We start from the raw sequence: 23,973 nt of genomic DNA on the forward strand, positions 1-23,973 counted from the left end.
AAAACCTCATGGGCAAACAACACCATGAGGTTTTTACACAAAATGCCAATGTAATGACTAAAAAAATAAAAGGAGCATTGTATTGTTTTTTGCTAAGTAGTGCTGCCTTATTTTATACCAGCGTGGTATTTGGACAGAACGAAAAAAAAGTAAAGGTGGAAAAAGTTCCCAAACAGGATAGAATTGATGTATTGATTAATGACAAGCCTTTCACCAGCTTTTTATATCCCGATACCCTGGAAAAGCCGGTATTGTATCCAGTACATGCAGCAGACGGGCAAATAGTTACGCGCGGCTTTCCAATAAATCCACAGCCCGGCGAACCAACGGATCATCCGCATCACCTGGGGATCTGGTTTAATTTTGAAAACGTGAACGGTCTTGATTTTTGGAATAATTCTTATGCAATACCGGCTGATAAAAAACATTTATATGGATGGATAAAAACCGACAGGATTATTAATGCATCAGGTGGAAAAACCGGAACAATTTTATACCATGCCAATTGGACCGATCAGAAAAATAACGTCTTGCTGGAGGAAGTAACTAAGTTGTCATTCAGCGGCACAGAGCACCACAGAATCATTGACAGGGTGACTACATTGACAGCAGATACAATGGTAAAATTTACCGATGCGAAAGACGGGATGTATGCCATCAGGCTGGCGCATGAACTTCAGATTCCTGATAAGAAGGATAAGGAATTTAAAGATGACAAAGGAAACGTAACAGTCGTAAAAGGAGGAGCAGATGATGTTGCTAATGGAAATTATTTAACCAGCGAAGGAAAAACCGGTGACGATGCCTGGAGCACACGAGGAAGATGGTGTAAAGTGTATGGAAAAATGGGAAATGATTCTATGACAGTGGCGATTATTGATCACCCAGAAAACCCAAACTATCCCACATTTTGGCATGCACGCGGCTATGGATTATTCGCTGCCAATCCGCTTGGAGAAAAAATATTCACAAATGGAAAGTCCGCCAAAAATCTTCAGCTAAAAAAAGGAGAATCCGTAACATTCCGTTTCAGAATTGTCATTGACTCCGACAACAAAACGTTAAGCGTTGCAGAATTAAATAAGTTGGCTGACGATTTTGCAAAATAACAGCCAGCTTACTTTTTTTGCGAAAGAAAAAAATTTCTAAAATATTGTTGATTCAATATGAAACTGCCAAAGGATGACAGGGCAATTTGTGATTTTTCTGTGGAATTCCGGTACTCATCCGAAGCAGTAAATGAACAAAAAGCTACTATTTTTATTCTGTGCTTAATAGTATATTTCAGCCGGAATCCCTATAACTATCGGAACCAATTGCGAACAAATAACTGATAAAATGCCCGTCAACCCTACCATTTCCAATGTTTTCCGTTCGCCTTAGTCAATCAGTTGCAGGTTACCAATCCTGTCGAAGTGTTTTCTGTTAAGCGTAGCTAAAGGAAGGTTGTTTGTTATCGCGGTTGCTGCAATAAACAAATCTGGGATTTCTATTTGTTTTCTTTTGCGTTTCAATTCAGCATTTATATCAACAGCCACTCTGGACGCTGCTTTGTCAAAAGATAGAACCTGTACCTTCTGGAGTAGGTCATCCCAAAAAGAAGTTTGACCCAATAATGCTCCTCTGTAAATTTCATATTCTGTTACCGAAGAAAATGCAGTAGGTGTAATCTTGCTTTACCAGTGCGACAAGAACAGATTTCTCTTTATCCTTCTTGCGAAAATAGTCAATCAGGATAGATGTGTCAATCAGCATTATTTTGTCCGCCATTGATTAATTTCTTTACGTGCTTTTGCGACTTCGTCAAGTTGCCTTTTATTGAATGTTGGCCCATTTAGGAGAAATGCCAGCATGTCTGTGGCATGGTCAGTAGAAAAATTTTGTTCTTCTACTTCGCTTTTAAGCTTTGTCCATTGCTGCTTAGGAAGCTGTTTCGCCAATTTTACCAATTGCTCAAAGCCTATGTCAATTTGTGCTTGCATAATAACAAATTTACAAAGTCTCGTCCAACAGCAGTTAGTCGGGAAAGATGACGCCCAACTAACAAATAAATTCCTCTCAGGTTCTTATTTCTTTTCGCATAAATAAATAATAAGTTAGTGCAAAGCACACTGTTATAGCAGATATCAACCCGGTGATCTCCGGCCACACAATCATAAAGCTTTCTTTCAGCGGTAAAGGAGATGGTATGGCGCCTGCCATCTGTTCCATTGTCATCGGCCCTAGGCTCCGGATAGATGGCATAAGTAGTGTGGTTGTCGCATCTGTGTACAACTGATTTGGAGCAACTCTTAAAAAATTCAATACATAGTTTTCGTAAACCGTTGCCGTTTCGGGATCAAGAAAACTTTTATCCGGCAATATGGCATTAGCAATTATGTGTACAAGAATGCTGTAGAAAACCGTAAAAAATAGCCAGATTCCAATAGCAGTTAATGCTGAGGTGGCTGCCCGTTTGAAAACCACAGAAAGCAATATGGAAAGACTGAGCCAAAACCCTACGTATAAAATGCTGATTATTATAAATCCAATGATGCGAAAAAATTCTACAGGTTCAATGGGTACGCCTGTTATGATAAGCCCGCCGCCAATCATTAGCAAACACAGGCTGACAAAGAGAACGCTTATGACGATGAGCGCGCCTGAAAACTTCGCGAGCAGCAGGTTGTCGCGATAGACAGGTTGTGCCAAAAGACGTGTAAGGGTACCGTTATTCTTTTCAGCATTTACTGCATCAAATCCCAACGCAATCCCCAACAAAGGTCCGAGAAAACTGATAAAAACATGAAAAGGTGGTAATGTTCCGTCGGTAGTGGTTAATAGTTTCAGATAAATAAAAAGATGGTCGGGATCTTTTTCATTTGCGACTACCAGGCGGATGTGGCTCATTGAAACGTACATAGCTCCCAAAAAAGTCAACACAATTAATACTACAAGTATGATAAAGCGCCAGCTACGCACATGGTCAGCCACCTCCTTACGTATCATCACGCTGAACGGGCCTGCTGAAGCTCGCAAAGAATTATTGTGGTTTGCTTCTTTTGAAAAAAGACCTTTGAAATAAATTGCCGGGCTTTCCATCGGAAATATTTTTCTTTAAATTATTTTCAAAATATTGTTGATAAATTTCATCCAACCCAAATTCCTTTTTTTGAACACCCATCACATTCATTCCTTTGCCCACGAAAAAACGAACCAACTCGGGAGTAAGATCTTCCGTACACGAAAATTCTACGGAATTTTCGAAAACACTGATTTTATGAATGGATGAAATATCTTCCAGCTCTTTCAATGGTTCCCAGGATGGCAACAGGGTTTCCTTTATTGTAATTACCACGGTGAAAGTTTCCTCGCCAAACAAATTGCGGGCAAGTGTTTCTATGTTTCCCTGCACCAGCATTTTTCCCTCTACGAAAATCCCTACGCGATCGCATACCTGCTGCACCTGGTGAAGATGATGAGATGAAAGAAGCACTGTTAATCCCTGCTGGCGGCTAAGGTGGCGTATGAAAGAAAGAAATTCTTTAACCCCGCTTGGATCAATTCCGAGCGTGGGCTCATCTAATATAATCACTTCGGGCTCTCTCACCAGCACATCAGCCAAACCAAGCCGCTGTTTCATACCTCGTGAATAAGCGGATGCTTTTTTGTTCATTTCTGCGCCCAATCCCACCATCTCCAGTGTTTCGCGCGAACGCTTCTGAACTTCATCTTCGGGGATACCATTGAGTCTAGCGATGTATGCAAGGTTTTCAAAAGCCGTCATATTATCATAAAACCCCACACTGTCTGGCATATAACCAACTTTTCTTTTTACAGCTATTGGATGTGTAGTTGCGTTAACGCCGCAGATGGTGGCTGTTCCGGCAGAAGGCTCCGTTAATCCGAGCATCATAAGAATCGTAGTTGTCTTACCGGCTCCATTTGGCCCAAGCAATCCGAAAATTTCACCCTTGTCTATTTCAAGATGCAAATCATCTACAGCTTTCACAGAGCCATAGCACTTTGTTAACCCGTCCAGTTTGATGATAGGATTTTCCATTAGCTTATCTCCTTCCGTACTTACGAATGAGGTAATACACAATTGCGAGCGCCAGGAATATGATAAGAATTCCAATCCAGCCGGAAAGCAATGACGTAGTTACAGTCATTCTGAATGTGGCATCTGCATCGGCCGAATTATTTCTCACCGTAAATTTTGTGACATAGTCTCCTGCAATTGTTTTCTCCGGTACTACCAGGGTGGCCTTGATATCCTGGGTTTTTCCGGGATCAAGCCTGTCAATCTTTGAAGGATCAAAAGTTGCCGTCCATTTTACAGGCGCTTCTGCAGACAATTGTAAACCGCTCAACGGAAGCGTACCCGTATTCACTACTTTTAAGTGTATCACTTTACTTGTGCCTTCCGTAACGTCGTCACTAAGGCGCCCATCCGGCGTGGTAACATCCAGATCATAATTTCCCTTAACCACAGCGGTAAGGTCAAGCTTAAGCGTATCCTGCGGTGAAACTGCAACAACTGGTACATCATATTTACCCGGCTTCACAGTAGGTGAAGGAGTTACTTCGAGAGAAATTTCCTGCGTTTGGCCGGAGTCCATTCTCAGAGAAGGCACCTCAGTGCCCATCACTTTAAAAGTTGACATCCAGCCTTCAGGCGCAAGCGCTACCAAATCAAATGTTACAGCCTGCGCTTTGCCGTTATGCAATGATGCGCTATAACGAAAAGGCTTGTCTGCCGTTGACTCCAGGCTTACCAGCCGTGCCGTAAAAGAGGATTGTGTTGCGGTAGCTATCTTTTGCGCACGCACAGATGCAAGCATAAAGATGCAAATAAGGCACAAAACAAAACGATGTAGTTTACAATGCAGCAATGTACATTGTTTCCGGTGAAGAAAAGTTTCTGGCATAGTTGATAAATACGTTGCAACCATCAGGAAATGATGGCTTTTTGTTGAAAGAGGAAACAAATGTAAAAAAAGCGGAAAAGCAGTTCTGTTAAAAAATTATAAAAATAATTTCAAAAATATGTATTACATTTTAATGACACGCAATTGTCTCAGATCAACTTCTTTTGCGGGTTTGGCGTCACAGTAAGGCAATTAATAACTGTCTTTTTTATTTCGATATAACGGCGATGCATACACGATTATCTAACTCAATTTTGGTTTATTTTTCGGTTTGAATTGTAAACGCGATTTAACCTTAGGTACCGACCGCTACTAATTGCAGAAGTATCAAATTTTCTTTTCTATTAACCAATGGTGCCCAAAAATATCTTTGATTTCTCCCTGGCGATAACCATATTCGTAATCTTTTACCGCGCTTATTTCAATAGCGCCAGCCTGGATGGCTTTGTTTACAACCGCGCCTACATCCGAAACAAAAAGCCCGATAATAGCCGTTGTTCCCTGATGTTTTTCCGGAGAAAAGAAATGCTGTTTTGTTACTTCATGCAAATGAAATATAGTACCATCAATGGAAAGCTCGGCCACGTGTACACTATCATCATCGTTTCTCAAACAAAAATTTTCGGTTGCACCAAATGCATTTGCATAGAATGAAATGTCTTTAACTCCATTATTAATTAAAAGTTGCGGTGCAAAAAAAGGCTTAAGATGCTCATTCATGATAATGTTTTTTAGAAAAAAATAAAATTTTCATTCGTTATGTAACGATTGGCTTCGAAACATTGTACAAATTAGATATATTTTTTCAAACCACTTCTGCCGACGCGGAAGTCACGTAATGAGTAAACAGAAATTATTGTTTTTTGTTGGTTCACTGTCTTTGTTAGTAATGGTATCCGGTAAATGAACGTTTGTCATAAATTACAGAGGTGAAACCTTAGAAAAGGTCCCACCCCTGGTGATCGTGCATACTTATGCATCCTGTTACCGACACATATATGCTTTGTTTACCCCCTATTTAACCATTTTTTCAATATAGCCAAAAAGGCCGTGGCTCTCATCGGCCGGGCCCGCTGTGAAATACAATCTTTGTGGATCTGCATGGGGAACATTACCTTCTATAGCCCATAAACCATCTATTTTAATATCATGGCCCCATTTATCTTTGATGCTTCCGGCAAACTTTCCATCTGTAGTGTATACATTAATTAATCCATCGCCAAAATTTCCTATCAGAATCGCCCCAGGTACACTTGAGAAACCTGTAGGAGCAGGCGCGATTCCCCAGGGAGAATTAAGTGCGCCTCTTGAAGCAAATCTTTTTACCAGTTCTCCTTTGGTGTTAAAAACATCTACATAACCATTCCCCGGGCCTTTCTGATCATCTACATTATCGGGCGCCTGATGTTTGGCATAAGTAACATATAGCCAGCCGTCAATATTTTTGATATTGAAAGGACCATAATTTCCGGGAATGGAAGGATCATGAAATGCTTTGCCGGTAACATAAGTAAAGGTGCTGTCAAAAACATCTATTTTGCTTTCTTTGAAATTGGCTACATACAAAAAGTTGGCATCTCCATCCTTCGCCATTGTCATTCCTTTATAAACGGCTCCGCTTTTCGACCTGTCTGCCACCAGGACGGCTGCCGTTCCACCATTCCAAGCGGTGATAGTACCATCCTCACCGCAAAAAATAAATCTTGCAGGTTTGCTGCTTGCCGGAATTACAAAACCGGTGGTGCCGTTAAATACCTGCCCGGTGGGAGCACCATTTCCGTTTTGTATGATTACATTCGGGATTACGGTGTTACCATCTTTGTCGTAAATAACACTCAGACTTGTATGGTTTGCCGAAATCCATAAAGGGCTGGTAGCGGAAAAAGAAATACCCCAGGGATTTACCAGAGTGGGGTCAATTCTTGCAGCCCCGTAGCCATCCACATCGGAAACAAGATTCGTTTGCTGGTAGCCACTCAAAAGTTCCGATGGAAATTCATGCTTCTTACATCCATTGAGCATGATAAAAAACGAGCATGAAATAAGAAAGCCTTTTAAAGGCAGCGCCGAAGACATAAACTTTTTCATTTTTTTTGTTTTATGGTTAATAATAAGAGACCCTTAATTAAAGCAGTTCACTTTTTCAGCAAAAAATAACAGTGATTCATTGTCTTATATGAGCCTGGTAAAAAACTCCTTTCCGGAGATCCGATCTCCAATGAAAATTGTTCTTTTTGATCCTTCGGTTCTTATTGGTCTTCAAGGTAATTCGGGCCTATCTACGCTTTGATGAGGAAACCCGGTTTTTTATAATCGTAAGCAGATAACGATTGGTTGCCTTTTGCATAAGAAATTTTTAAAATCCGATAAAAGCTGCTTTTTATTAAAGAGGATTAACGGGTGAAGCAAAAGTTATAAAATGAAAACAGTTTTCCAGTAAACGAATAAATAACCCGGTTTTTGAATGTGATCGCTTTGAATGTCTTAACGGATTGTCGCAAAACCCTCTAAAAAATGTCATAATCCACCCTATCCTTAAAATCATTTCTGATTAGTTTTGAAACTGAACAAAAAATAAAAGCAATGAACAATCAGTTATACCCCTGCCTGTGGTTTGACGGCAAAGCCAAAGAAGCCGCCACTTTTTATTCTTCTGTCTTCGACAACTCCAAGATCATTTCCGAAAATCCTATTGTAGTGATGTTTGAGCTAGATGGTGTGTTATTTATGGGATTAAATGGCGGCCCGACGTTCAAAATAAATCCCTCTATTTCTTTTTTTGTTTTCTGCGAATCAGAAGAAGAGGTTGAGCAAAAATGGAAGCTCTTATCTGAAGGCGGAGGCGTTATGATGGCGCTTGATAAGTATCCGTGGAACGATAAATATGGCTGGTGCGCTGATAAGTATGGTGTAAACTGGCAATTGATGCTGGGGCCAGATGCTAAGCAAAAAATTGTGCCTTCATTTATGTTTACGCAGGGGCAAAGCGGCAAAGCTGGAGAAGCCATTAACTTTTACACTTCGTTGTTTGAAAACAGTGAGATACAACTAATCAACCGTTATGGAAAAGGCGAAGGAGATGTGGAAGGAAACATTAACCATGCGCGCTTTACATTGAACGGGCAGGAATTTGCAGGTATGGAAAGCTCTTTGCCGCATCAGTTCACTTTTAATGAAGGTGTGTCGATCGTGGTGCCTTGCGATAACCAGGAAGAAATAGATTTTTACTGGAACAAACTTACTGAAGGCGGCGAGGAATCGCAATGTGGCTGGCTTAAGGACAAATACGGCGTGTCGTGGCAAATTGTTCCGGCAATGTTGGGAAAATTAATCAATGATCCTGAAAAAAGTAAAAGAGTAATGGACGTGGTTATGAAGTCAGTGAAATTTAATATCAGTGAACTTGAAAATGCTTGATTAACCAATTTTAAATTCACCTTTATGAAGGCTTATAAGCTCGCCAGCGTAGACGCGTACATTGCAACGTTTCCTGAAAGTGTTCAAAAAATTTTGGAACGTATACGTATGACCGTTATACACGCGGCTCCGAAAGCAGAAGAAACGATCAGCTATGGAATGCCTGCTTTCAGGTACAAAGGCAAAGTCATTATTTATTTTGCCGGTTATAAAAGCCATATCGGCGTGTATGCCACACCGTTAGCTCATGCAGCGTTTCAAAAAGAATTATCCGGATACAAACAGGGAAGAGGTTCCGTGCAGTTCCCGCTCGACCAGCCTATGCCATTGGATTTAATCAAACGGATGGTGCAGTTCAGGATGAAACAACAGGACGAGCCGCTTAGTGATATTTTTTCCGGCCTTTCGGCTCCCGCCAGGCGCGCGTTGCAGAATAATGGTATTACAACTTTAGCCGGGCTCGCTAAACATACGGAATCAGAAATATTATCATTGCACGGCATCGGTAAAACCGCCATCCCCGTTCTTCAAAAAGCGCTACAGAAAAAGAGATTGAAATTTCAAAAAGAAAAGGAAAAATAAAAGCAGACGCTTAGGCTAACAAATAAAAATACAGTTACAGTAAAACAATAAATCCGCAAGATTTTTCTTCACTCTTTCTTATCCAACGCAGGTTTGGTTATTTTATTCCTGTTCCCTACCCTAACCAGGATTGCAATAACGCTGATAATAACGACTAATACAATAAAGTAAATATAGCCCCCTGTGAGATTTTCTGTAACGGACGCAGCGGAAGTCTTTAAACGGTAGGCAGGTACAATCCACTGGAACAAATACGTTTGCGCTAAAACAATAAAGCAGGTGAAGCCTAACAGGATAAAACTATGCTTAACCGTAAACCTGAATAATTTTGATTCCTTTCCAACCAGGTTGCCGGCCGCTGCTGCAACGGCAATGGATGAAGGAGAAATCATTTTGCCAATAACGCCCCCTGAAGTATTTGCTGCAACAGTTAATACAGGGTCTATCCCGATGGAAGTGGCAGTAACGCTCTGCAGCTTGCCAAATAATGCATTGGAAGAGGTATCTGAGCCTGTAATAAATACGCCCAGCCAGCCGAGAATTGGTGCAAAGAAAGGGAATAACCAGCCGGTCATCGCAAGCGCCTCAGCGACAGTTAAAATAATTCCCGAATCATTCACCAAATAAGCAAAACCAAGAATGGAAGCAATCGTTATGATCGGGTATAAAAGTTGCTTGAGCGTGGCTAAAAATATCCCTGCGGCACTTTTGAAACTCAATCCTATCAATGGAACCGATATAATTGCTGATAAAAAAATGGCCGTTCCGGCAGCAGACAGGTAATTAAATTTAAAAACATGCGGTATCAATTTACCATCAACACCCATAATAACATTATGAATTCCGGGAAATGAAAACACAACCTGGCCAAAAGAATTTAAGAGTTCTTTTATGGGTTGCAATCCCCATGCAATGATCATGATGGTTAAAATAATAAATGGCGACCAGGCTCTGATGATTTGCGCCATCGAATATTTAATCTCCTTATTAATTATATGCGGCTCTTCACCGGCAAACCGCCAGGTATTTTTCGGCTTCCGGAATTTTATGAAAATCATCAGGCATATTATAGAACCAATTCCTGCAAGAATATCGGGCAGCGATGGACCGAGAAAATTAGAACATGCCCATTGAATCAATGCAAAAGATAATCCGGATACCAAGACAGCAGGGAAAACTTCGCGTGTTTTTTTGATGCCGCACATCAAAACCACCAGGTAAAATGGAAGTATTAAAGATATAATCGGGAGTGTTCTTCCCACCATTTGCGAAATAGCCATTTCAGGAATGGACGTAACCTGAGAGGCAACCGTAATAGGTATTCCGATAGAGCCAAACGCTACAGGGGAAGTATTGGCGATAAGACACAAGCCAGCCGCATAAAGCGGATCAAACCCAAGGCCCACAAGCATTGCAGCCGTGATAGCAACAGGCGCTCCAAAGCCAGCGGTTCCTTCCAAAAAGGCCCCGAAAGAAAAGGCAATTAACAAAGCCTGCAGCCTTCTGTCGGAAGTGACGGATGCCATAAAATATTTGATGATCTCAAACTGCCCGCTCTTTATAGTGATATTAAATAAAAAAAGCGCGGCAATAATGATCCAGCAAATCGGGAACAGGCCATACAGCGCCCCAGCGGCAACGGAGAGTAAAGATAATTTAACCGGCATGCCATAAATAAAAACAGCAATCAACACCGCAAGTAAAGTAGCGAATAAAATAGCCTTATAGCCTTCCATTTTTTGTATGATTAGCGCCCAGAAGATAAAAAGGACGGGCACTAAAGCAACTAAAACTGATAACGCTAAATTATTAAATGGATTAGTAACCTGTGACCAATGCATATTTTATTTTTGTGAATATTCGTGTAAGCATGACTGTTATATTTGATAAATTGCTCTTGTCATCATCTATAATAAGCTTCATAACACAGCAATTAATACTATTTGTGAGTCTAATTATTACCAATTTGAGTTTGATTCAATCAATACTTTCGCTGGATTTTAAAAATACAGTAAAGCAATAAATATTTCGGATTTTTATTTTGGGAGAAAGATTCAGGCCTTAAGATGCAATTTTAAGCCCTCGGCCAGAAGGCCAGACGTGAGAACCGGCTTAATAGTTCTCCTTACCTGATCTTAAAAGCATATTTACCACGTTGTCATTAGAAAGCGCTTCTTCATGATATCGTGTAAATAATGTGTTTCTATGAAAGTTATTATCTCTTTTCCTGTCTGGCCATTGCTTGAAAATAAATCGAAGCGGTAAAGGGTTTTTAATATTATTGGGCGAATCAACGTTCAATTCATTCCAGCATTTTCTGAAAGATGTGCTGAGGGCAGGGACATCTGTTTTGGAATTTATAAACACAACAAACCGGTTCGTAGCTATGTGGTTAATAATCTGCCCAATCTCCCATTGAAGGCCCGCCCGTTCGGAAGTATAATCGCAGGCGTCAATGATAGCAAATTTTGTTTTTTCAAATAAAATGGTTACACACTGCTGCCAGATAACATCTGTGCAATAGAAAACATTGGAAGGGTAAGCGCCGGTCAGGTAATTTTCTGCCATCAAACCCTTTGTTTTAGGCGGAACAGGCATCACGGATGATTTATTGATAGAATCATGTAACTGCTGGGGGGACGTAAGTAAAAGCTTTTTCATAATCTTAGTGATAGAAAACATATCCCACATTTTGCTGAAACCAATATCTTCGGGTGAGCCGAGGTAAAACACCGGGCCATGCCTTTGGAAGCCGCCAGCGACCTTATTCATTAAAGAACTGCCCGAATAAAAATTGAAGAAATAAAAGATGGATAAGGGTGCTATGTTAAAAATATTCTTTTCTTCCGTAAGATGTTGGTTTAAAGAAAAGCCATGGTCAGGAAGTTCATTTTGCTCATATATCTCCAGTTGAAAAAGAGGAATGTCGGCGACTTTTTGCTTTTGTTCGTTGGCGGCGCCTGCCATCGCTGCCGATGCTAAGACATGACCGGTACGCATAGACCTGGCAACCCTTCTTTTGATGAGTGTCTGGATAAGGCCTAATATCACGATTATGGTGGCTATTGTGCCGAATATACCGAGCGGAACATCCTTGGTGAAATAAGCTAATACCAGCATTCCGATAGCTATAGAAAAAAATAGAATAAATCCGGTGAATTCGTTTTTGAGGGGCTTGCCTTCTTCGGCCTTTACCTGTTCGGGTGTGATTAAGCTTTGTGAAACGGCAGTAACTACGTCATTTCCGGTAAAGAGTTTCATTTGATAAAACAATTAGGATAAGTAAATCTACTTTTTCCTTTGTGCTGATTGAAAAAATTTTTTCTTCAGGATATTGGTGGCGCCGGCAGGAAAAACCAAGCCTTACCTAGAATTTGAATTTGATTCAAACAACACTTTCGCGCGTGACAGCGAGGTATTAAGAATACAGTAAAGGAAGAAATAAGGAGAATTTTTATTTTGATCTTTTACCTTTTCCCTTACTCGAAATTTAAACTGTCTTTTATTCCGGTCAGAAAATTAAGCTTGTTTTGAAGTTTATGGTAGTCTTCATTTCCTTCGGCAAATGCCGCAAACATATTCTCAATCACTTTTTTTTATGATATATTCATCATGATGCTTTTTAAAAATACTTCTTGAAATTATTACACTCATTATACATTTCCATAAATATTGGATTCTCCACCGTCAATAGCAATGGTTTGTCCATTTACATAAGAGGCATCTTCACTCAAAAGGAAGGCCACTACTTTGGCTACCTCCGCGGGCAAGCCTAATCTTTTGGTTGGGTTTCGCTGTGCGTATTCTGTTTCTGCTGCTTTGGGGTCGTTCTAAAGTGCGTGACATCATTTGTGATACTTTTTTTCGGCGCTATTGATTCATATTGTGAAACAATTGTTTTAGTAAACAAGCAAATACGATGCTTTTGCATTTAGCATAAAATATGGTAAAATCCTATTTCTTTAGCCTTAAGTTTGGCGGCCGTGGCTGTCCACTGGTACTTACTTTTAGTTGGCAAACTTTCTTATTGCTTCCGGCGTAACGGGCGTAAACAGGTTAACAAGGTTGCCATCAGGGTCTCGGAATAAAAAGGATTTATTGCCCCACGGCATCGTTGTAGGTTTTTGAACAATGTGATGTTCAAGGTAAGCGGCTAACCTTTCATACTCTTTATCCACGTCTTGTACTTTAAATTCTATTATAGCACTACGGTTTTGTGCCGCTTTTGCCACTTCATCCTCACCGAAGAATTGTAGTGTGTTGGTGCTACCAATTGCTAATGTGGCTGCCTCGGTTTGCAGTTCAGCAAAATCAGGGGTGTATTGCACTACAGACATTCCTGTTACCTGCTCGTAAAATTTTACTAACTCATTTACGTTCGTCGCAATTATGCGGGTTGATACTAAATTCATCTCTCTAATTTTAATGAGTCGCAAAACTAATTTCGCTTTATGACAGCTGTATGTCAGTAGTAAAAAAATATTTTCCCCTGCTGTTATTGGCGTCCCGTCAACAATCTGACGAATCACTTTTCATAAAATTAATAATAAAACTATTGGCGCCTCGCCAACAGCAGCCACGATAAAACTAAATCAATAAATCTTCAGTGCCTCAGCCGGATAAAAGATATAGTGAAGCAATAATTTCAGCATTTTCATTTTGATAAAATTAAAGTTGCTATCAGATTTAAGCACAAACAAATTATCTTTTCTTGCCTATATTTTATCAATTACACGTTTATAATTTCCTTTGATATAAATTTAACCGGACGAACAATTACAAAAAGATAATTAATTCATACTTCCCATCTCTAAACAGCAAAGCAACAAATAATGAAGAATTTTATTTTTCTCTTTTCGGTTTTTTTCTCTGCACAATTGTTTGCGCAAAACTCCCCGCAGCAAATGCACCTGAATGATAAAGCGTACCTCGAATACCAGGGCGTAAATGTGATGCTCGCATGGGATTTTTATCCTGAAGGTCGATAATTCGTATGTTGGTTTCTACTAAGGCTGGGTTTCTCAGAATAAAAAATGCTGCAATTTATTCGTTTACTGATGTTGGGAGGAAAGAAGATTTTTGACATTTATTTTAAATGCGTTTATATGAAATTAAAATTATTAATCCTAACAACCATTATTTCGGCATCCTCATCCGCCCAAACCACGAACCTCGATAGCATCAAATCGCAGATGCGCTACGCTGCCAAACAAGGTTTAATCGATAAATATTATCCGCGCAATATTGACACACTTTATGGCGGATACTTAAGCAGTTTTTCTTACGATATAAAACCAGTGGGCACACAGGATAAAATGATTGTTACGCAGGCACGCCATACCTGGTCAACCGCAAAGGCCGCAATGTTTTATCATGACACCGCTTATATATCCATGTCGCGCCACGGATTTTATTTTTTACGTGATAAGATGTGGGATAAAAATTATGGGGGCTTTTATAATTTGGTTGCAAGAGATGGCACGCCGAAAAGCGATATGAAACAAGCTTATGGAAATGCGTTTGCCATTTATGGTTTGTGCGCCTACTATGAATGTTCGGGCGATACTGCCGGTTTGAATCTTGCAAAAAAAGCTTTTCTGTGGTTAGAAAAGAACAGCCACGACCCAATATACAAAGGCTATTATCAATACCTCAACGGGGATGGTTCGCATGTAACCAGAACCACCGATATACCCGGCACTTCAGATATTGGTTACAAAGACCAGAACAGTTCGATACATATTTTAGAAGCGCTGACAGAATTATATAAAGTTTGGAAAGATCCTTTAGTAAAAGAAAGATTGCAGGAAATGCTCCATTTAATTCGCGATACGATCGTTACACCACAAGGTTATCTACAATTGTATTTTACCTACGATTGGAAGCCTGTCTCCTATCGCGATTCGTCTGATGCCTTCATCAAAAAAAATCATTACATAGATCATGTTTCTTTTGGCCATGATGTGGAGACGGCTTATTTAATGAAAGAAGCTACCGAGGCCTTAGGCAATATGCACGATACAAAAACAGCAGCTATTGGGAAGAAAATGGTTGATCACGCATTGCGTAATGGTTGGGACGATTCATTGGGCGGCTTTTATGATGAAGGCTATTATTTCAACAATAAGCCTGGATTGACAATCACCTACAAAACCAAGAACTGGTGGGCGCAGGCAGAAGCATTGAATACTTTGCTGATATTTTCAGATATGTACCCAGATGATCCGATGAACTATTTACAAAAGTTTTTTAAGGAATGGCAGTATGTCCAGACATACTTAATTGACCATGGACATGGCGATTGGTATGAAGGAGGTATTGACCAGGAACCGCAGCGAAAAACTTCACTGAAGGCTCATATATGGAAGGGGACATATCATGTGTTTCGTGCATTAATGAATTGTATCAACCGAATCGAAGAAAACAAAAACAAATAGCCAGTCTGATTACCACAGGCCAGTTTTCTTGCGAAATTGAATCGGGATAAATGCAGTAAGGCCATTTTATGCCGAAATTTAGTTTATCCATTAACAAAAAAATCAGCCTTTTTTGTAAAAAATAATTACGTCATTTTACCCAGATTCTTTCAATCAGATCAAAACTTATCCTGCATTTTAATTCAAGCATCCAATTGCTCAATTCATTGATTGAATAAATCATTTCAGCCCTTATAGCCTTTACAGCCGTAAGTTTCAACACTAATTTTGTTTTGCAATACAATTAAATCATTAAAAAAACATTTAAAATGAAAAAAACAAAATTACTTATGTCAGCATTATTTGCTAGTGCTATTTTCTTCACCAGTTCAGTGTACGCCCAGCAATTAAAAGGAACCAATTTCGTAAACGTAGGTGTAGGTATCGGTACTTATGGTTTCAGCGGCACAGGTGGATTACCCATTGTCGCAACTGTCGAACACGGCTTCTCTGATAAAATAAGCGCCGGCGTTTATGGTGGATTTATCCAAAGGAATTATGATGGAGATTTAAAATATTCATACAAAGTTTTTGGTGTAAAAGGCTCCTATCATTTTAACGATGCATTAAATATCGCAAATCCAAATGTGGATGTGTATGGCGGCGCAGCACTATATTACAGAAGCTTCACCCTAAAATATAAAGACAGCGAAAATCCCGAATACAGTGGAAAAAGCACTGGTGGCGATTTGGGCATAGGAATTTTTGCAGGCGGCAGATACCTCTTTTCAAAAAATGCAGGCGTCTTCACAGAAATTGGTTATGGCATTTCACCTTTACAAGTGGGATTGACGCTAAAGTTTTGATCAGTAATCGGGCGATAACAAAAAAAGGGTTCATCATCAAAGTAATGGACACTTTTGCTTTGTGTTTAAAAAGTAGCTTCAATAACAACCCGGGCTCGCACACTAAATTATATTACAGGGCTGACAGAATAAAAATTCAAAGTATTTGTTGGCCCACTAAAAAAAACCGCAAGCACATTCTTGTGCCCGCGGTTTTCATTATTATTATAGCCTGTTATTTCTTTTTCTTTAAAAATTCGGGCAATGAAAAACTAAAGTTCTTTTTCCTTCTCCCTTCGTGTGCGTTATTTTTAAAAGGATCTTCCGGAAGCCTGGATGGCTCAGCATTTGGAACAACTTCTCCCTTTCTGTAATATCTTCCTGTCACACCATCGGTGTAATAGCGCATGTCCGGATCGTTATCGCCTGATTCATTGATTTTTCCGAGATAATAGCTTTGATTGCGGAAATCAAAATTCCATTCTTTTGCAGGCCGTTCAAGGGGTTCAGCATCTTTGTCGTTATAAGGATTCCAATCCTGGCTCATAATTGATCATTTATTATTGTAAAAATATATTCTTAATCCGCTACAAATTTACACAAGATTTTTTTGTTTAAATTGAAAAGGAAAAAGCTGTGATCGAAACCACTTTATTACTTCACTTCCCAATCATCCGTTCTGAAAGGGGACGCGGGCAATCCAGCCCTATTAAAAAGATTGGGAACTGCAGTATTGCTGAAGCCCATTCTTACCGCCTTCGGATTCTGTACAGATGAGCTTGAAACAATAACTTCGCTGTCCTGAATAATGGCCGTTGCAGGATAAAACGTTTTATCGTCGCCCGCAATCATAAAATCGATTAAGGCATTACCTTTTTTCACCAATCCATCCTTCGCAAAATCAAAATGTACAATTGCCTTGTTTCCTTTTACCTCCATCGACCGGTATAACGGTCCTGAGTACACGATATTTTGCTTGCCATAAGTATTCGCGAGCGCCCATCCGGCCAGCCTTTTACCCACATCAATCTTATTAACAGGATGAATATCATTTGTATCTCCTGTTATGTCAGACACCACCACCATACCTGTATTAGGCACACTTCTATAAGTCATTAGCTGCTGCTCTCTTACCAGCGCGCCTTTATTTCCCGCGCCATATTTAAAAGGCGCTATTTGCACAAAGTAAAAGGGAAAATCGTTCTTCCATAATCTGCGCCACGCATAAATCATGTCACCAAAAGTTTCTGAATAGGTATCGGGGTTGGCTGTATTGGTTTCACCCTGGTACCAAATAGCTCCTTTTATTGCAAAGCTTGTTACAGGTGCAATCATTGCATTATACGCCACAGAAGGTAGTACAGGCCAACCGCCACCTGGCGTTAGTATTGCTGCAGAAATCGCCAGCTTTTGATTATTATTAAAAACTTCAATTGGTGTCCAGGCTTCTACCGGAGTGCCGCCCCAGCACGATTCTATTAAGCCGACGGGCTGATGAATACTTTCATTAATCGTTCTTCCAAAAAAATAGGCGGCGGCGCTGAAAGAATGCATCGTAGCGGGCGAACAAACTTCCCACCGGCCACGCACTTCCTGCTGGGGATAGGGAGCAGTAATCTTTTGAATGTGAAAAAAGCGGATGGCGGGATGATTGGCGTTCTCCACTTCTTTTTGATAATAATCCTTATGCCAGTCAGCGCTGAACTCCATGTTTGACTGGCCACTACAAAACCAATTATCGCCAATTAAAACATTTTGAATGGTGATAGTGGTATCTCCTATAATCGTGATTTGATAGGGGCCGCCTGCTGTTGGGGTTTGCAAATTTACCGTCCAGGAGGCATTGGAAATGGTATTAGCCTTAAGCGTATCACTATTCCATCCTGCTATCACACTTATTTTTTGACCGGGATTAGCCCAGCCATGAAACTGTATAGTAGTTTGTTGCTGCAGCACCATATTGTCTGAAAAAATATCCGGCAATCGCAAGTAGGCATCGGCTTTGGAAATGAAAAAAAATAACAAAGCTGGCAGAAAGAAAAATACTCTTCTCATCAAAAAAAATTTACTAGTTAAATAAAAATATAGAAATCATCATGTAATTTATTATAAATTCCTTTTCGTGTACGCATTATCGTTATAAATCCTAGTTCTCTATTATTTCCCTGTCTAATTTGTAAAATTCGTTTAACCATAACCGTTAGTCCGGTAAAGCAAAAGCCACATAAGCATCGCCTGTTGGCTTTCTTAATTTCCCACCACCGCAGGCAATTACCAGAAATTCTTTTCCGTTCACTTCATATATCGATGGAGTAGCAAAACCAGCTGCCGGCAAATCCGCTTCCCACAACAGTTTACCAGTTTTCTTATTAAATGCGCGAATTTTTGCATCGCTGGTTGCAGCAATAAAAATAACGCCTCCCGCCGTTACCACGGCGCCGCCATAATTTTCCGTTCCCGAATGAATGCTTTTTGCTTTCAATTCGGGATAATTGCCCAACGTATCTTTCCAAATTAATTCACCAGTATTCAAATTGATTGCATTCAAGGTTCCCCATGGCGGATTAATGGCAGGATATCCTTCTCTCGTCAGGAATTTATTATATCCTGTTGACGTGTAAGGAAGATCAGTCCATGGATCTTTTTTCTTTTCAGGCTCAATAAAAATTTTGTCTTGTTCTTTTTTATCCTCCAAAATAAACGAAGCGAGCGCGTTTATTTCGGAAGAAGACAATTGGTTGAAAGCGGGCATCATCCTGCGTCCGGAAGAAATCAGCGATGCAAATTGGTGATCGTTATATTTTTTATTCACGCCAACCAATGAAGGATAATTTCCACCTCCCTGCCGCTGCGTTCCATGACAGGTCATGCAGGTGGAATGATACAAACGCTTTCCTGCTTCAAGGTTGGTTTCGCTGGACGCCTTTTTCCCTTTTACATCCACCATTGTCAGTATCCACGGCATTTCGCTGCCATTCACATAAATTATGGAAGTGGTGGGATCATAAGCTGCGCCGCCCCATTCTCCTCCTCCATCAAAACCCGGAAAAATTATTGTGCCCTCTTTGGAAGGCGGCGTAAAAATGCTGCCAGTTTTATAACCCGCTAATCGCTTTTTAATATCCTGGTAAGAAGAATCCGGAACGATATTATTCAACTCGCTTTTTGTTATGGGAGTCTGACGTGCAAAGGGTTTCGGGAAAGTTGGGATTGGTTGCGTCGGTGATAATTTTTCGCCCAACAACTCACTTTGCGTAGAAACGGGAACTTCATTCACCGGATAAACAGGCTTACCTGTTTCCCTGTCGAGTAAAAAAATAAAACCGCTTTTGGTTATTTGCGCAATGGCATCAATATTTTTTCCGTCCTTTTTTATATTAATTAAAACAGGCGCAGTGGGCACATCCCGGTCCCATACATCATGATGCACGGTTTGAAAATGCCAGATCCTTTTGCCTGTCGCGGCATCCAGCGCAAGCACACAATTGGCGAACAAATTATCGCCCGTTCTTTTTCCTCCATAAAAATCATACGAAGCAGAACCTGTAGGCGCAAATAGAATTCCGCGTTTTTCATCCAGGCTGAACCCGGCCCATGTATTGGCGCCACCGATATGGTTCCACGCATCTTTGTCATCCCATGTATCATACCCAAACTCGCCAGGCTGTGGAATGGTATGAAAAATCCAGCGAAGCTTTCCGGAATGAACATCGTACGCCCTGATATAACCCGGCGCTGCAGCGGCTTCTTCAGAAACACGCGCGCCAATGATGATGAGGTCTTTGTAAATAATTCCCGGCGAAGTAGTGGCCACATATAATTTTGAAGCGTCCCTGCCCAAGTTATTATGCAAATCAATCTTACCATTTTCACCAAAAGATTTTTCAGGAAGGCCTGTAGTGGCTTTGATGCAATACAGGTTGCCACCTGCAGAATAAAAAATCCTTTTGTCTGATTTTCCATCAGTGTAATAAGTTACTCCGCGGCAAACATTCATTCCAAAAGAGCCGTCCATTTTTTTGCCGGGAGAATCCGCCAATGGATCAAAAACCCATTTCTGTTTTCCGGTGGCGGCATCTAAAGCAAACAATTTTAATTTAGGAGTAACACCATATAGAAAAGAATCTATCACGATAGAGTTTACCTGTATCTGTGTCATGCTATCAGCATCATTCGTATGATACGTCCATGCAACTTTTAAATTTGAAACATTTCCTGTGTCGATTTGAGTCAACGAAGAGTAATGATTGTTTTCTTTGTTGCCACCGTAAACCTGCCATGTATTGTAGCTTTCCTTTTGCCTGCAGGAAGAAATGCAAAATGAAATTAAAAATAAAACCGCTGCCTGTTTCAACAACGGTTTTCCAAAATTTATTCTCATGAGCTTTTGAAATTATAATCAAAATAGAAAATAAAAAATCAAATTATTTATTTGTTTTCTGCAATCAAAGCGGTAGGTGCGCCTTAGCGTTAGACTGCGGGTTATACAATCACGGTCTGACCTGCGATGCCGACCGCTATCTAACCGGGGTTATCATAAAAGAATAACTGTAATCTTTATACTCCATCCTGTATTGTTTCAACGGCCATGTGCCCCACGAATTAATTCCCCCAACGCCTGTTTGTTCTAAATCGATACTCAATGTAGTTAAATCTCTCTGCTTCAATTCACCGGAATGATGATTGTGTTTTTCCAAACCTTCATCTAAATCTTTATCCAGGAAATGGCGGGCAGAAATATTCAAAACGGTATCACCTTGTATCATTAAACCACGGCCTCTATCATCAGTTAATTTCACCCAACGCACATCGGTTTTATTTCCAGTTTCCTGTGGTCTTACGTAAGGATGAAACTGCTGATCAACCGTCTGATTGTACACGCCAACAAATGCCGCGTCTTTTCTGTCCCAATAATTTTCTGACGGGCCACGGCCATACCATTCCATCTGACTGTATTCTTTCGGCAACATCATCTGCATTCCGAATTTGAACATCATGGGCTCTTTTTGAGAAGAATCTGCGCGCATAGATTCCGTTACTTTTATAATGCCTTCACCATTCAACTGATAATTAATATCCAGGTAAGCATATACATCGGGCAATGAAAAATGCGTGTTCAACTTTATATTACGCGGATTGGAAGAATCGATATCAAACCCAAGCAGCACAAAATTGTGCGAAGCCCTTTTCCAGTTGATCATTGTTCTTTGAAAGTTTGCACCAAAGTCATTATCAGTAGGTGGCCGCCAGAAATTAGGCTTTAAATTATAACCGTCTTTGATGAAATTATTTCCGCCAACAATGTATTGATGCAAAAGACCATCATTACGGCCGAAAGAAAATTTCACATTACTATTATTGAAATTGATCGTACTATCGGTTATGCGTACACGCAAATCGCTCGAGTTTGGCAATGAAGTTTTATTTTCATTAATGTGGCTGTAAAGAACCAATTGGTCTTTGGCAACTTCCCAATCAGCAGGCACCATTCCTTCATCTTTTTTATTTTTATAATAAACATTCAAAAAGATTTCTTTATAAGCTATGCGCGGCAATTTATAATGTAAGTCAATAAGGGCGGTATCTCGGGGCAAAACATTCAATTTATCCTCCTTCCCTTTTTGTATCACTTTACCATCAGCCACCAGCTCCCAATCCATATATACATCATCCAGGTTTTTAAAAAAATTCTCATTATACACTTTTATTTTCCCCACCATTATATCTGCAGGAAAAGTAAAAATATTTTGGTATTGTTTTTTTACCTCCAGCATGTGTGGATGTAAAGTGCGATCCGGCGCAACGAGGCCGTTACAATTAAAATTAAAATCGCTCGGCATATCCACTCCATAATCGCCTCCATACGCCCAAATGGTATCTCCCTTATCGGTTACTTTTCGAAATCCCTGGTCAACAAAATCCCAGATATATCCGCCCTGCATTTTTGGGTAATATTTTCTAATTGTATCCCAATAATCATTAAAATTTCCGTCGGTGTTGCCCATGGCGTGGGCATATTCTACGAGGATGAAAGGCTTGTTGTTATGAGCGCTGTCGTACTTTACATGACGCACCATATCATCGGGCGAAGGATACATCGGGCAATAAATATCAGAAAAATCGGTGGCGCTCGCCGGTTCATATTCTACCGGGCGCGAAGGATCGCGATGCTTGATCCATTCATAACATTTCTCAAAATTGACGCCCATGCCCGCTTCATTTCCCATCGACCAAACGATTACGCTTACATGATTTTTGTCGCGCTCAACGGCTCTTGAATCGCGTTGAAAATGTTGCAAAAACCAATTGGGTTTTTTAGACAAAGAGTTGGCGCCAAAGCCCATTCCGTGAGTTTCTAAATTAGCTTCGTCCACTACATACAAACCATATTTGTCGCACAACTGGTACCAGTAAGGATCGTTTGGATAATGCGAAGTGCGAACGGCATTGATGTTATTTTCTTTCATGATTCTTACATCCTGCTCCATTCTTTCTTTACTGATCACCTGCCCCGTTATCGGATCCATTTCATGGCGGTTTACGCCTTTTATCAAAATCGCTTTACCGTTTACATACAAAGCTCCGTTTTTAATTTCCACTTTTCTGAATCCCGTTTTTTGGGGAATCACTTCAACCACATCTCCACTTTTATCCTTTAAAGTAGTCAAAACCGTGTATTGGTATGGCGTTTCGGCAGTCCACTTGTTGGGGCTTTTTAATTTAATGATTACATTTTTAAACTTGCTCGAATCTTTAAGTGAAATCGAAGCGCTTTTAATTGTCTTTCCGGTTGCATCCAGTAAATCAAAAGTGGCTTTATAATTTTTTAATTCTGCATCACTATTATTTAAAAAATCAAGGCTGATATTCAATCGCCCGTTTGCATAATTATTGTCGAGGTCAGGAATGATTTGCACATCACGTACATGAACCTTATTGCGCGCATACATAAAAACGTCACGGTCAACTCCGGCAAGCCGCCACATATCCTGGTCTTCCATGTAGGTTCCGTCGCTCCAGCGAATCACCTGGAAAGCGATTAAATTCTTTTGACCAGGCTTCACATATTTCGTGATATTAAATTCTGCCGGAAGCTTGCTGTCTTCACTATAGCCTACCCACTGGCCATTTACCCATAAATAAAAACACGAACGAACGCCCCCAAACTGTATATAAATATCTTTCCCATCCCAATTTTTATCCACCATAACTTCCCTGCGATAAGAGCCCACAGGATTGTATTGATGCGGCACATGAGGAGGATTTGGTTTTATCAAATAATCAAAATCATAGCGAATGTTAGTATAAATCGGGATGCCATAACCGTTCACTTCCCAGGTAGCCGGCACTGGAAAGTTAACCCAATGACTGTCATTGTAATCTGTTTTCCAAAAACCCAAAGGCTTGTCAGCAGGCTTATCCACCCATTTAAACTTCCAGTCGCCATTCAATGATTGAAAATCTTTTGAAGCTGCCCTGTCGCCTTTAAGAGCGAGGTCTTTATTTTCATAAGCAAAATAAGTTGCGTGTATGGGTTCCCTGTTATGTTCATTCAGACTTTCATTTTCCCAAAACTCAGGCGGCTCCTGCGATTGCGCGAAAGATTGTGACATGCAAATCAGGAACGTAATCAGTGTAATTAATTTTTTCATGGAATATTTTTTTTAAATTTCTTTAAGGTGGCAATGGTCAAAATTAAAAATTATCTCCTTGTAACCACCACAGTTTTTTTAAAAAGGTAAGCTGAACGTGTTATTCGAATGTGGTTCTCACTTATAAATAGAGGTAGCCGAAATGATGAGA

General features: G+C 40.2%; 20 protein-coding genes and 1 pseudogene. 6 read left to right on the forward strand and 15 right to left on the reverse strand.

The features are described 5' to 3' along the window. The first annotated feature begins 8 nt into the window (after positions 1 to 8). The gene (locus tag EFY79_RS17840; RefSeq protein ID WP_233578047.1) at positions 9 to 1,109 is read left to right on the forward strand and encodes a DUF6807 domain-containing protein; all 1,101 of its coding nucleotides are present in this window, start codon (positions 9 to 11) and stop codon (positions 1,107 to 1,109) included. A 270-nt stretch (positions 1,110 to 1,379) separates the two neighbouring features. Here EFY79_RS17840 and EFY79_RS21630 read toward each other — a convergent pair whose 3' ends face one another. The 7 genes from EFY79_RS21630 to EFY79_RS17875 form a co-directional block, all read right to left on the reverse strand. Next, entirely contained in the window at positions 1,380 to 1,670 is a 291-nt protein-coding gene (locus EFY79_RS21630) for a type II toxin-antitoxin system VapC family toxin (protein ID WP_262684853.1), read from the reverse strand. Between the two features lie 84 nt (positions 1,671 to 1,754). Continuing rightward, complete coding sequence (locus EFY79_RS17850) at positions 1,755 to 1,982, reverse strand: hypothetical protein (RefSeq protein WP_123122101.1); 228 nt, start codon at positions 1,980 to 1,982, stop codon at positions 1,755 to 1,757. Positions 1,983 to 2,058: 76 nt separating this feature from the next. After that, the gene (locus EFY79_RS17855) at positions 2,059 to 3,081 is read right to left on the reverse strand and encodes an ABC transporter permease (protein WP_123122102.1); all 1,023 of its coding nucleotides are present in this window, start codon (positions 3,079 to 3,081) and stop codon (positions 2,059 to 2,061) included. Next, positions 3,023 to 4,042 carry an ABC transporter ATP-binding protein gene (locus EFY79_RS17860; RefSeq protein ID WP_123122103.1) on the reverse strand — a complete coding sequence of 340 codons (1,020 nt, stop codon included), beginning with the start codon at positions 4,040 to 4,042 and terminating at the stop codon, positions 3,023 to 3,025. The genes EFY79_RS17855 and EFY79_RS17860 overlap by 59 nt, the downstream gene beginning before the upstream one ends. 4 nt (positions 4,043 to 4,046) lie before the next feature. After that, positions 4,047 to 4,910 carry a COG1470 family protein gene (locus EFY79_RS17865; protein ID WP_123122137.1) on the reverse strand — a complete coding sequence of 288 codons (864 nt, stop codon included), beginning with the start codon at positions 4,908 to 4,910 and terminating at the stop codon, positions 4,047 to 4,049. Positions 4,911 to 5,237: 327 nt separating this feature from the next. Continuing rightward, positions 5,238 to 5,630 (reverse strand): VOC family protein, encoded by a 393-nt coding sequence (locus EFY79_RS17870; protein ID WP_123122104.1) that lies wholly within the window; start codon positions 5,628 to 5,630, stop codon positions 5,238 to 5,240. A 294-nt stretch (positions 5,631 to 5,924) separates the two neighbouring features. Further along, positions 5,925 to 6,998, reverse strand: a complete 1,074-nt coding sequence (locus tag EFY79_RS17875) for a TIGR03118 family protein (protein ID WP_123122105.1) — start codon at positions 6,996 to 6,998, stop codon at positions 5,925 to 5,927. Positions 6,999 to 7,493: 495 nt separating this feature from the next. Between EFY79_RS17875 and EFY79_RS17880 the strand changes: the two genes are divergently transcribed. Together EFY79_RS17880 and EFY79_RS17885 are read left to right on the forward strand one after the other, a co-directional pair. Next, a complete protein-coding gene (locus EFY79_RS17880) occupies positions 7,494 to 8,327 on the forward strand; it encodes a VOC family protein (protein ID WP_123122106.1) in 834 nt (277 codons plus the stop codon). Positions 8,328 to 8,351: 24 nt separating this feature from the next. Further along, on the forward strand, positions 8,352 to 8,909 hold the full coding sequence (locus tag EFY79_RS17885) for a DUF1801 domain-containing protein (protein ID WP_123122107.1): 558 nt from the start codon (positions 8,352 to 8,354) through the stop codon (positions 8,907 to 8,909). A gap of 68 nt (positions 8,910 to 8,977) precedes the next feature. Here EFY79_RS17885 and EFY79_RS17890 read toward each other — a convergent pair whose 3' ends face one another. From EFY79_RS17890 to EFY79_RS17905, 4 genes and pseudogenes are all read right to left on the reverse strand, one after another. Further along, positions 8,978 to 10,750: an L-lactate permease gene (locus EFY79_RS17890; RefSeq protein ID WP_123122108.1), complete on the reverse strand. Its 1,773-nt coding sequence runs from the start codon at positions 10,748 to 10,750 to the stop codon at positions 8,978 to 8,980. 271 nt (positions 10,751 to 11,021) lie between these two features. Then, positions 11,022 to 12,170, reverse strand: a complete 1,149-nt coding sequence (locus EFY79_RS17895; protein ID WP_123122109.1) for a hypothetical protein — start codon at positions 12,168 to 12,170, stop codon at positions 11,022 to 11,024. Between the two features lie 392 nt (positions 12,171 to 12,562). Next, positions 12,563 to 12,718 (reverse strand): annotated as a pseudogene (locus EFY79_RS17900) (SDR family oxidoreductase); the annotation flags it as partial. Between the two features lie 198 nt (positions 12,719 to 12,916). Beyond that, positions 12,917 to 13,321 (reverse strand): VOC family protein, encoded by a 405-nt coding sequence (locus tag EFY79_RS17905; RefSeq protein WP_123122138.1) that lies wholly within the window; start codon positions 13,319 to 13,321, stop codon positions 12,917 to 12,919. A gap of 420 nt (positions 13,322 to 13,741) precedes the next feature. Between EFY79_RS17905 and EFY79_RS21485 the strand changes: the two genes are divergently transcribed. The 3 genes from EFY79_RS21485 (at position 13,742) to EFY79_RS17915 (ending at position 16,191) form a co-directional block, all read left to right on the forward strand. Then, the gene (locus tag EFY79_RS21485) at positions 13,742 to 13,897 is read left to right on the forward strand and encodes a hypothetical protein (protein ID WP_158605244.1); all 156 of its coding nucleotides are present in this window, start codon (positions 13,742 to 13,744) and stop codon (positions 13,895 to 13,897) included. A gap of 117 nt (positions 13,898 to 14,014) precedes the next feature. Next, on the forward strand, positions 14,015 to 15,346 hold the full coding sequence (locus tag EFY79_RS17910) for an AGE family epimerase/isomerase (protein WP_123122139.1): 1,332 nt from the start codon (positions 14,015 to 14,017) through the stop codon (positions 15,344 to 15,346). 308 nt (positions 15,347 to 15,654) lie between these two features. Next, a complete protein-coding gene (locus EFY79_RS17915) occupies positions 15,655 to 16,191 on the forward strand; it encodes a hypothetical protein (RefSeq protein ID WP_123122110.1) in 537 nt (178 codons plus the stop codon). A gap of 214 nt (positions 16,192 to 16,405) precedes the next feature. Here EFY79_RS17915 and EFY79_RS17920 read toward each other — a convergent pair whose 3' ends face one another. The 4 genes from EFY79_RS17920 to EFY79_RS17935 all read right to left on the reverse strand — a co-directional run bounded on the left by EFY79_RS17920 (position 16,406) and on the right by EFY79_RS17935 (position 23,822). After that, positions 16,406 to 16,717 (reverse strand): hypothetical protein, encoded by a 312-nt coding sequence (locus EFY79_RS17920; protein ID WP_123122111.1) that lies wholly within the window; start codon positions 16,715 to 16,717, stop codon positions 16,406 to 16,408. A 107-nt stretch (positions 16,718 to 16,824) separates the two neighbouring features. Further along, entirely contained in the window at positions 16,825 to 18,225 is a 1,401-nt protein-coding gene (locus tag EFY79_RS17925) for a sialate O-acetylesterase (protein WP_123122112.1), read from the reverse strand. Positions 18,226 to 18,370: 145 nt separating this feature from the next. Next, on the reverse strand, positions 18,371 to 20,551 hold the full coding sequence (locus tag EFY79_RS17930) for an outer membrane protein assembly factor BamB family protein (protein WP_123122113.1): 2,181 nt from the start codon (positions 20,549 to 20,551) through the stop codon (positions 18,371 to 18,373). Between the two features lie 136 nt (positions 20,552 to 20,687). Continuing rightward, positions 20,688 to 23,822, reverse strand: a complete 3,135-nt coding sequence (locus tag EFY79_RS17935; protein WP_199727573.1) for a glycoside hydrolase family 2 TIM barrel-domain containing protein — start codon at positions 23,820 to 23,822, stop codon at positions 20,688 to 20,690. Positions 23,823 to 23,973 lie beyond the last annotated feature (151 nt).

The organism is Hanamia caeni (assembly GCF_003721595.1).
GTDB lineage: Bacteria > Bacteroidota > Bacteroidia > Chitinophagales > Chitinophagaceae > Ginsengibacter > Ginsengibacter caeni.

Coding starts and splice junctions, on each gene's coding strand:
- EFY79_RS17890 (WP_123122108.1), bottom strand. CDS start 10,750: ATGCATTGGTCACAGGTTACTAATCCATTTAATAATTTAGCGTTATCA.
- EFY79_RS17865 (WP_123122137.1), bottom strand. CDS start 4,910: ATGCCAGAAACTTTTCTTCACCGGAAACAATGTACATTGCTGCATTGT.
- EFY79_RS17920 (WP_123122111.1), bottom strand. CDS start 16,717: ATGAGCCAGGATTGGAATCCTTATAACGACAAAGATGCTGAACCCCTT.
- EFY79_RS17875 (WP_123122105.1), bottom strand. CDS start 6,998: ATGAAAAAGTTTATGTCTTCGGCGCTGCCTTTAAAAGGCTTTCTTATT.
- EFY79_RS17880 (WP_123122106.1), top strand. CDS start 7,494: ATGAACAATCAGTTATACCCCTGCCTGTGGTTTGACGGCAAAGCCAAA.
- EFY79_RS17925 (WP_123122112.1), bottom strand. CDS start 18,225: ATGAGAAGAGTATTTTTCTTTCTGCCAGCTTTGTTATTTTTTTTCATT.
- EFY79_RS17860 (WP_123122103.1), bottom strand. CDS start 4,042: ATGGAAAATCCTATCATCAAACTGGACGGGTTAACAAAGTGCTATGGC.
- EFY79_RS17870 (WP_123122104.1), bottom strand. CDS start 5,630: ATGAATGAGCATCTTAAGCCTTTTTTTGCACCGCAACTTTTAATTAAT.
- EFY79_RS17885 (WP_123122107.1), top strand. CDS start 8,352: ATGAAGGCTTATAAGCTCGCCAGCGTAGACGCGTACATTGCAACGTTT.
- EFY79_RS17915 (WP_123122110.1), top strand. CDS start 15,655: ATGAAAAAAACAAAATTACTTATGTCAGCATTATTTGCTAGTGCTATT.
- EFY79_RS17930 (WP_123122113.1), bottom strand. CDS start 20,551: ATGAGAATAAATTTTGGAAAACCGTTGTTGAAACAGGCAGCGGTTTTA.
- EFY79_RS17905 (WP_123122138.1), bottom strand. CDS start 13,321: ATGAATTTAGTATCAACCCGCATAATTGCGACGAACGTAAATGAGTTA.
- EFY79_RS17850 (WP_123122101.1), bottom strand. CDS start 1,982: ATGCAAGCACAAATTGACATAGGCTTTGAGCAATTGGTAAAATTGGCG.
- EFY79_RS17895 (WP_123122109.1), bottom strand. CDS start 12,170: ATGAAACTCTTTACCGGAAATGACGTAGTTACTGCCGTTTCACAAAGC.
- EFY79_RS21485 (WP_158605244.1), top strand. CDS start 13,742: ATGAAGAATTTTATTTTTCTCTTTTCGGTTTTTTTCTCTGCACAATTG.
- EFY79_RS17910 (WP_123122139.1), top strand. CDS start 14,015: ATGAAATTAAAATTATTAATCCTAACAACCATTATTTCGGCATCCTCA.
- EFY79_RS17840 (WP_233578047.1), top strand. CDS start 9: ATGGGCAAACAACACCATGAGGTTTTTACACAAAATGCCAATGTAATG.
- EFY79_RS17855 (WP_123122102.1), bottom strand. CDS start 3,081: ATGGAAAGCCCGGCAATTTATTTCAAAGGTCTTTTTTCAAAAGAAGCA.
- EFY79_RS17935 (WP_199727573.1), bottom strand. CDS start 23,822: ATGAAAAAATTAATTACACTGATTACGTTCCTGATTTGCATGTCACAA.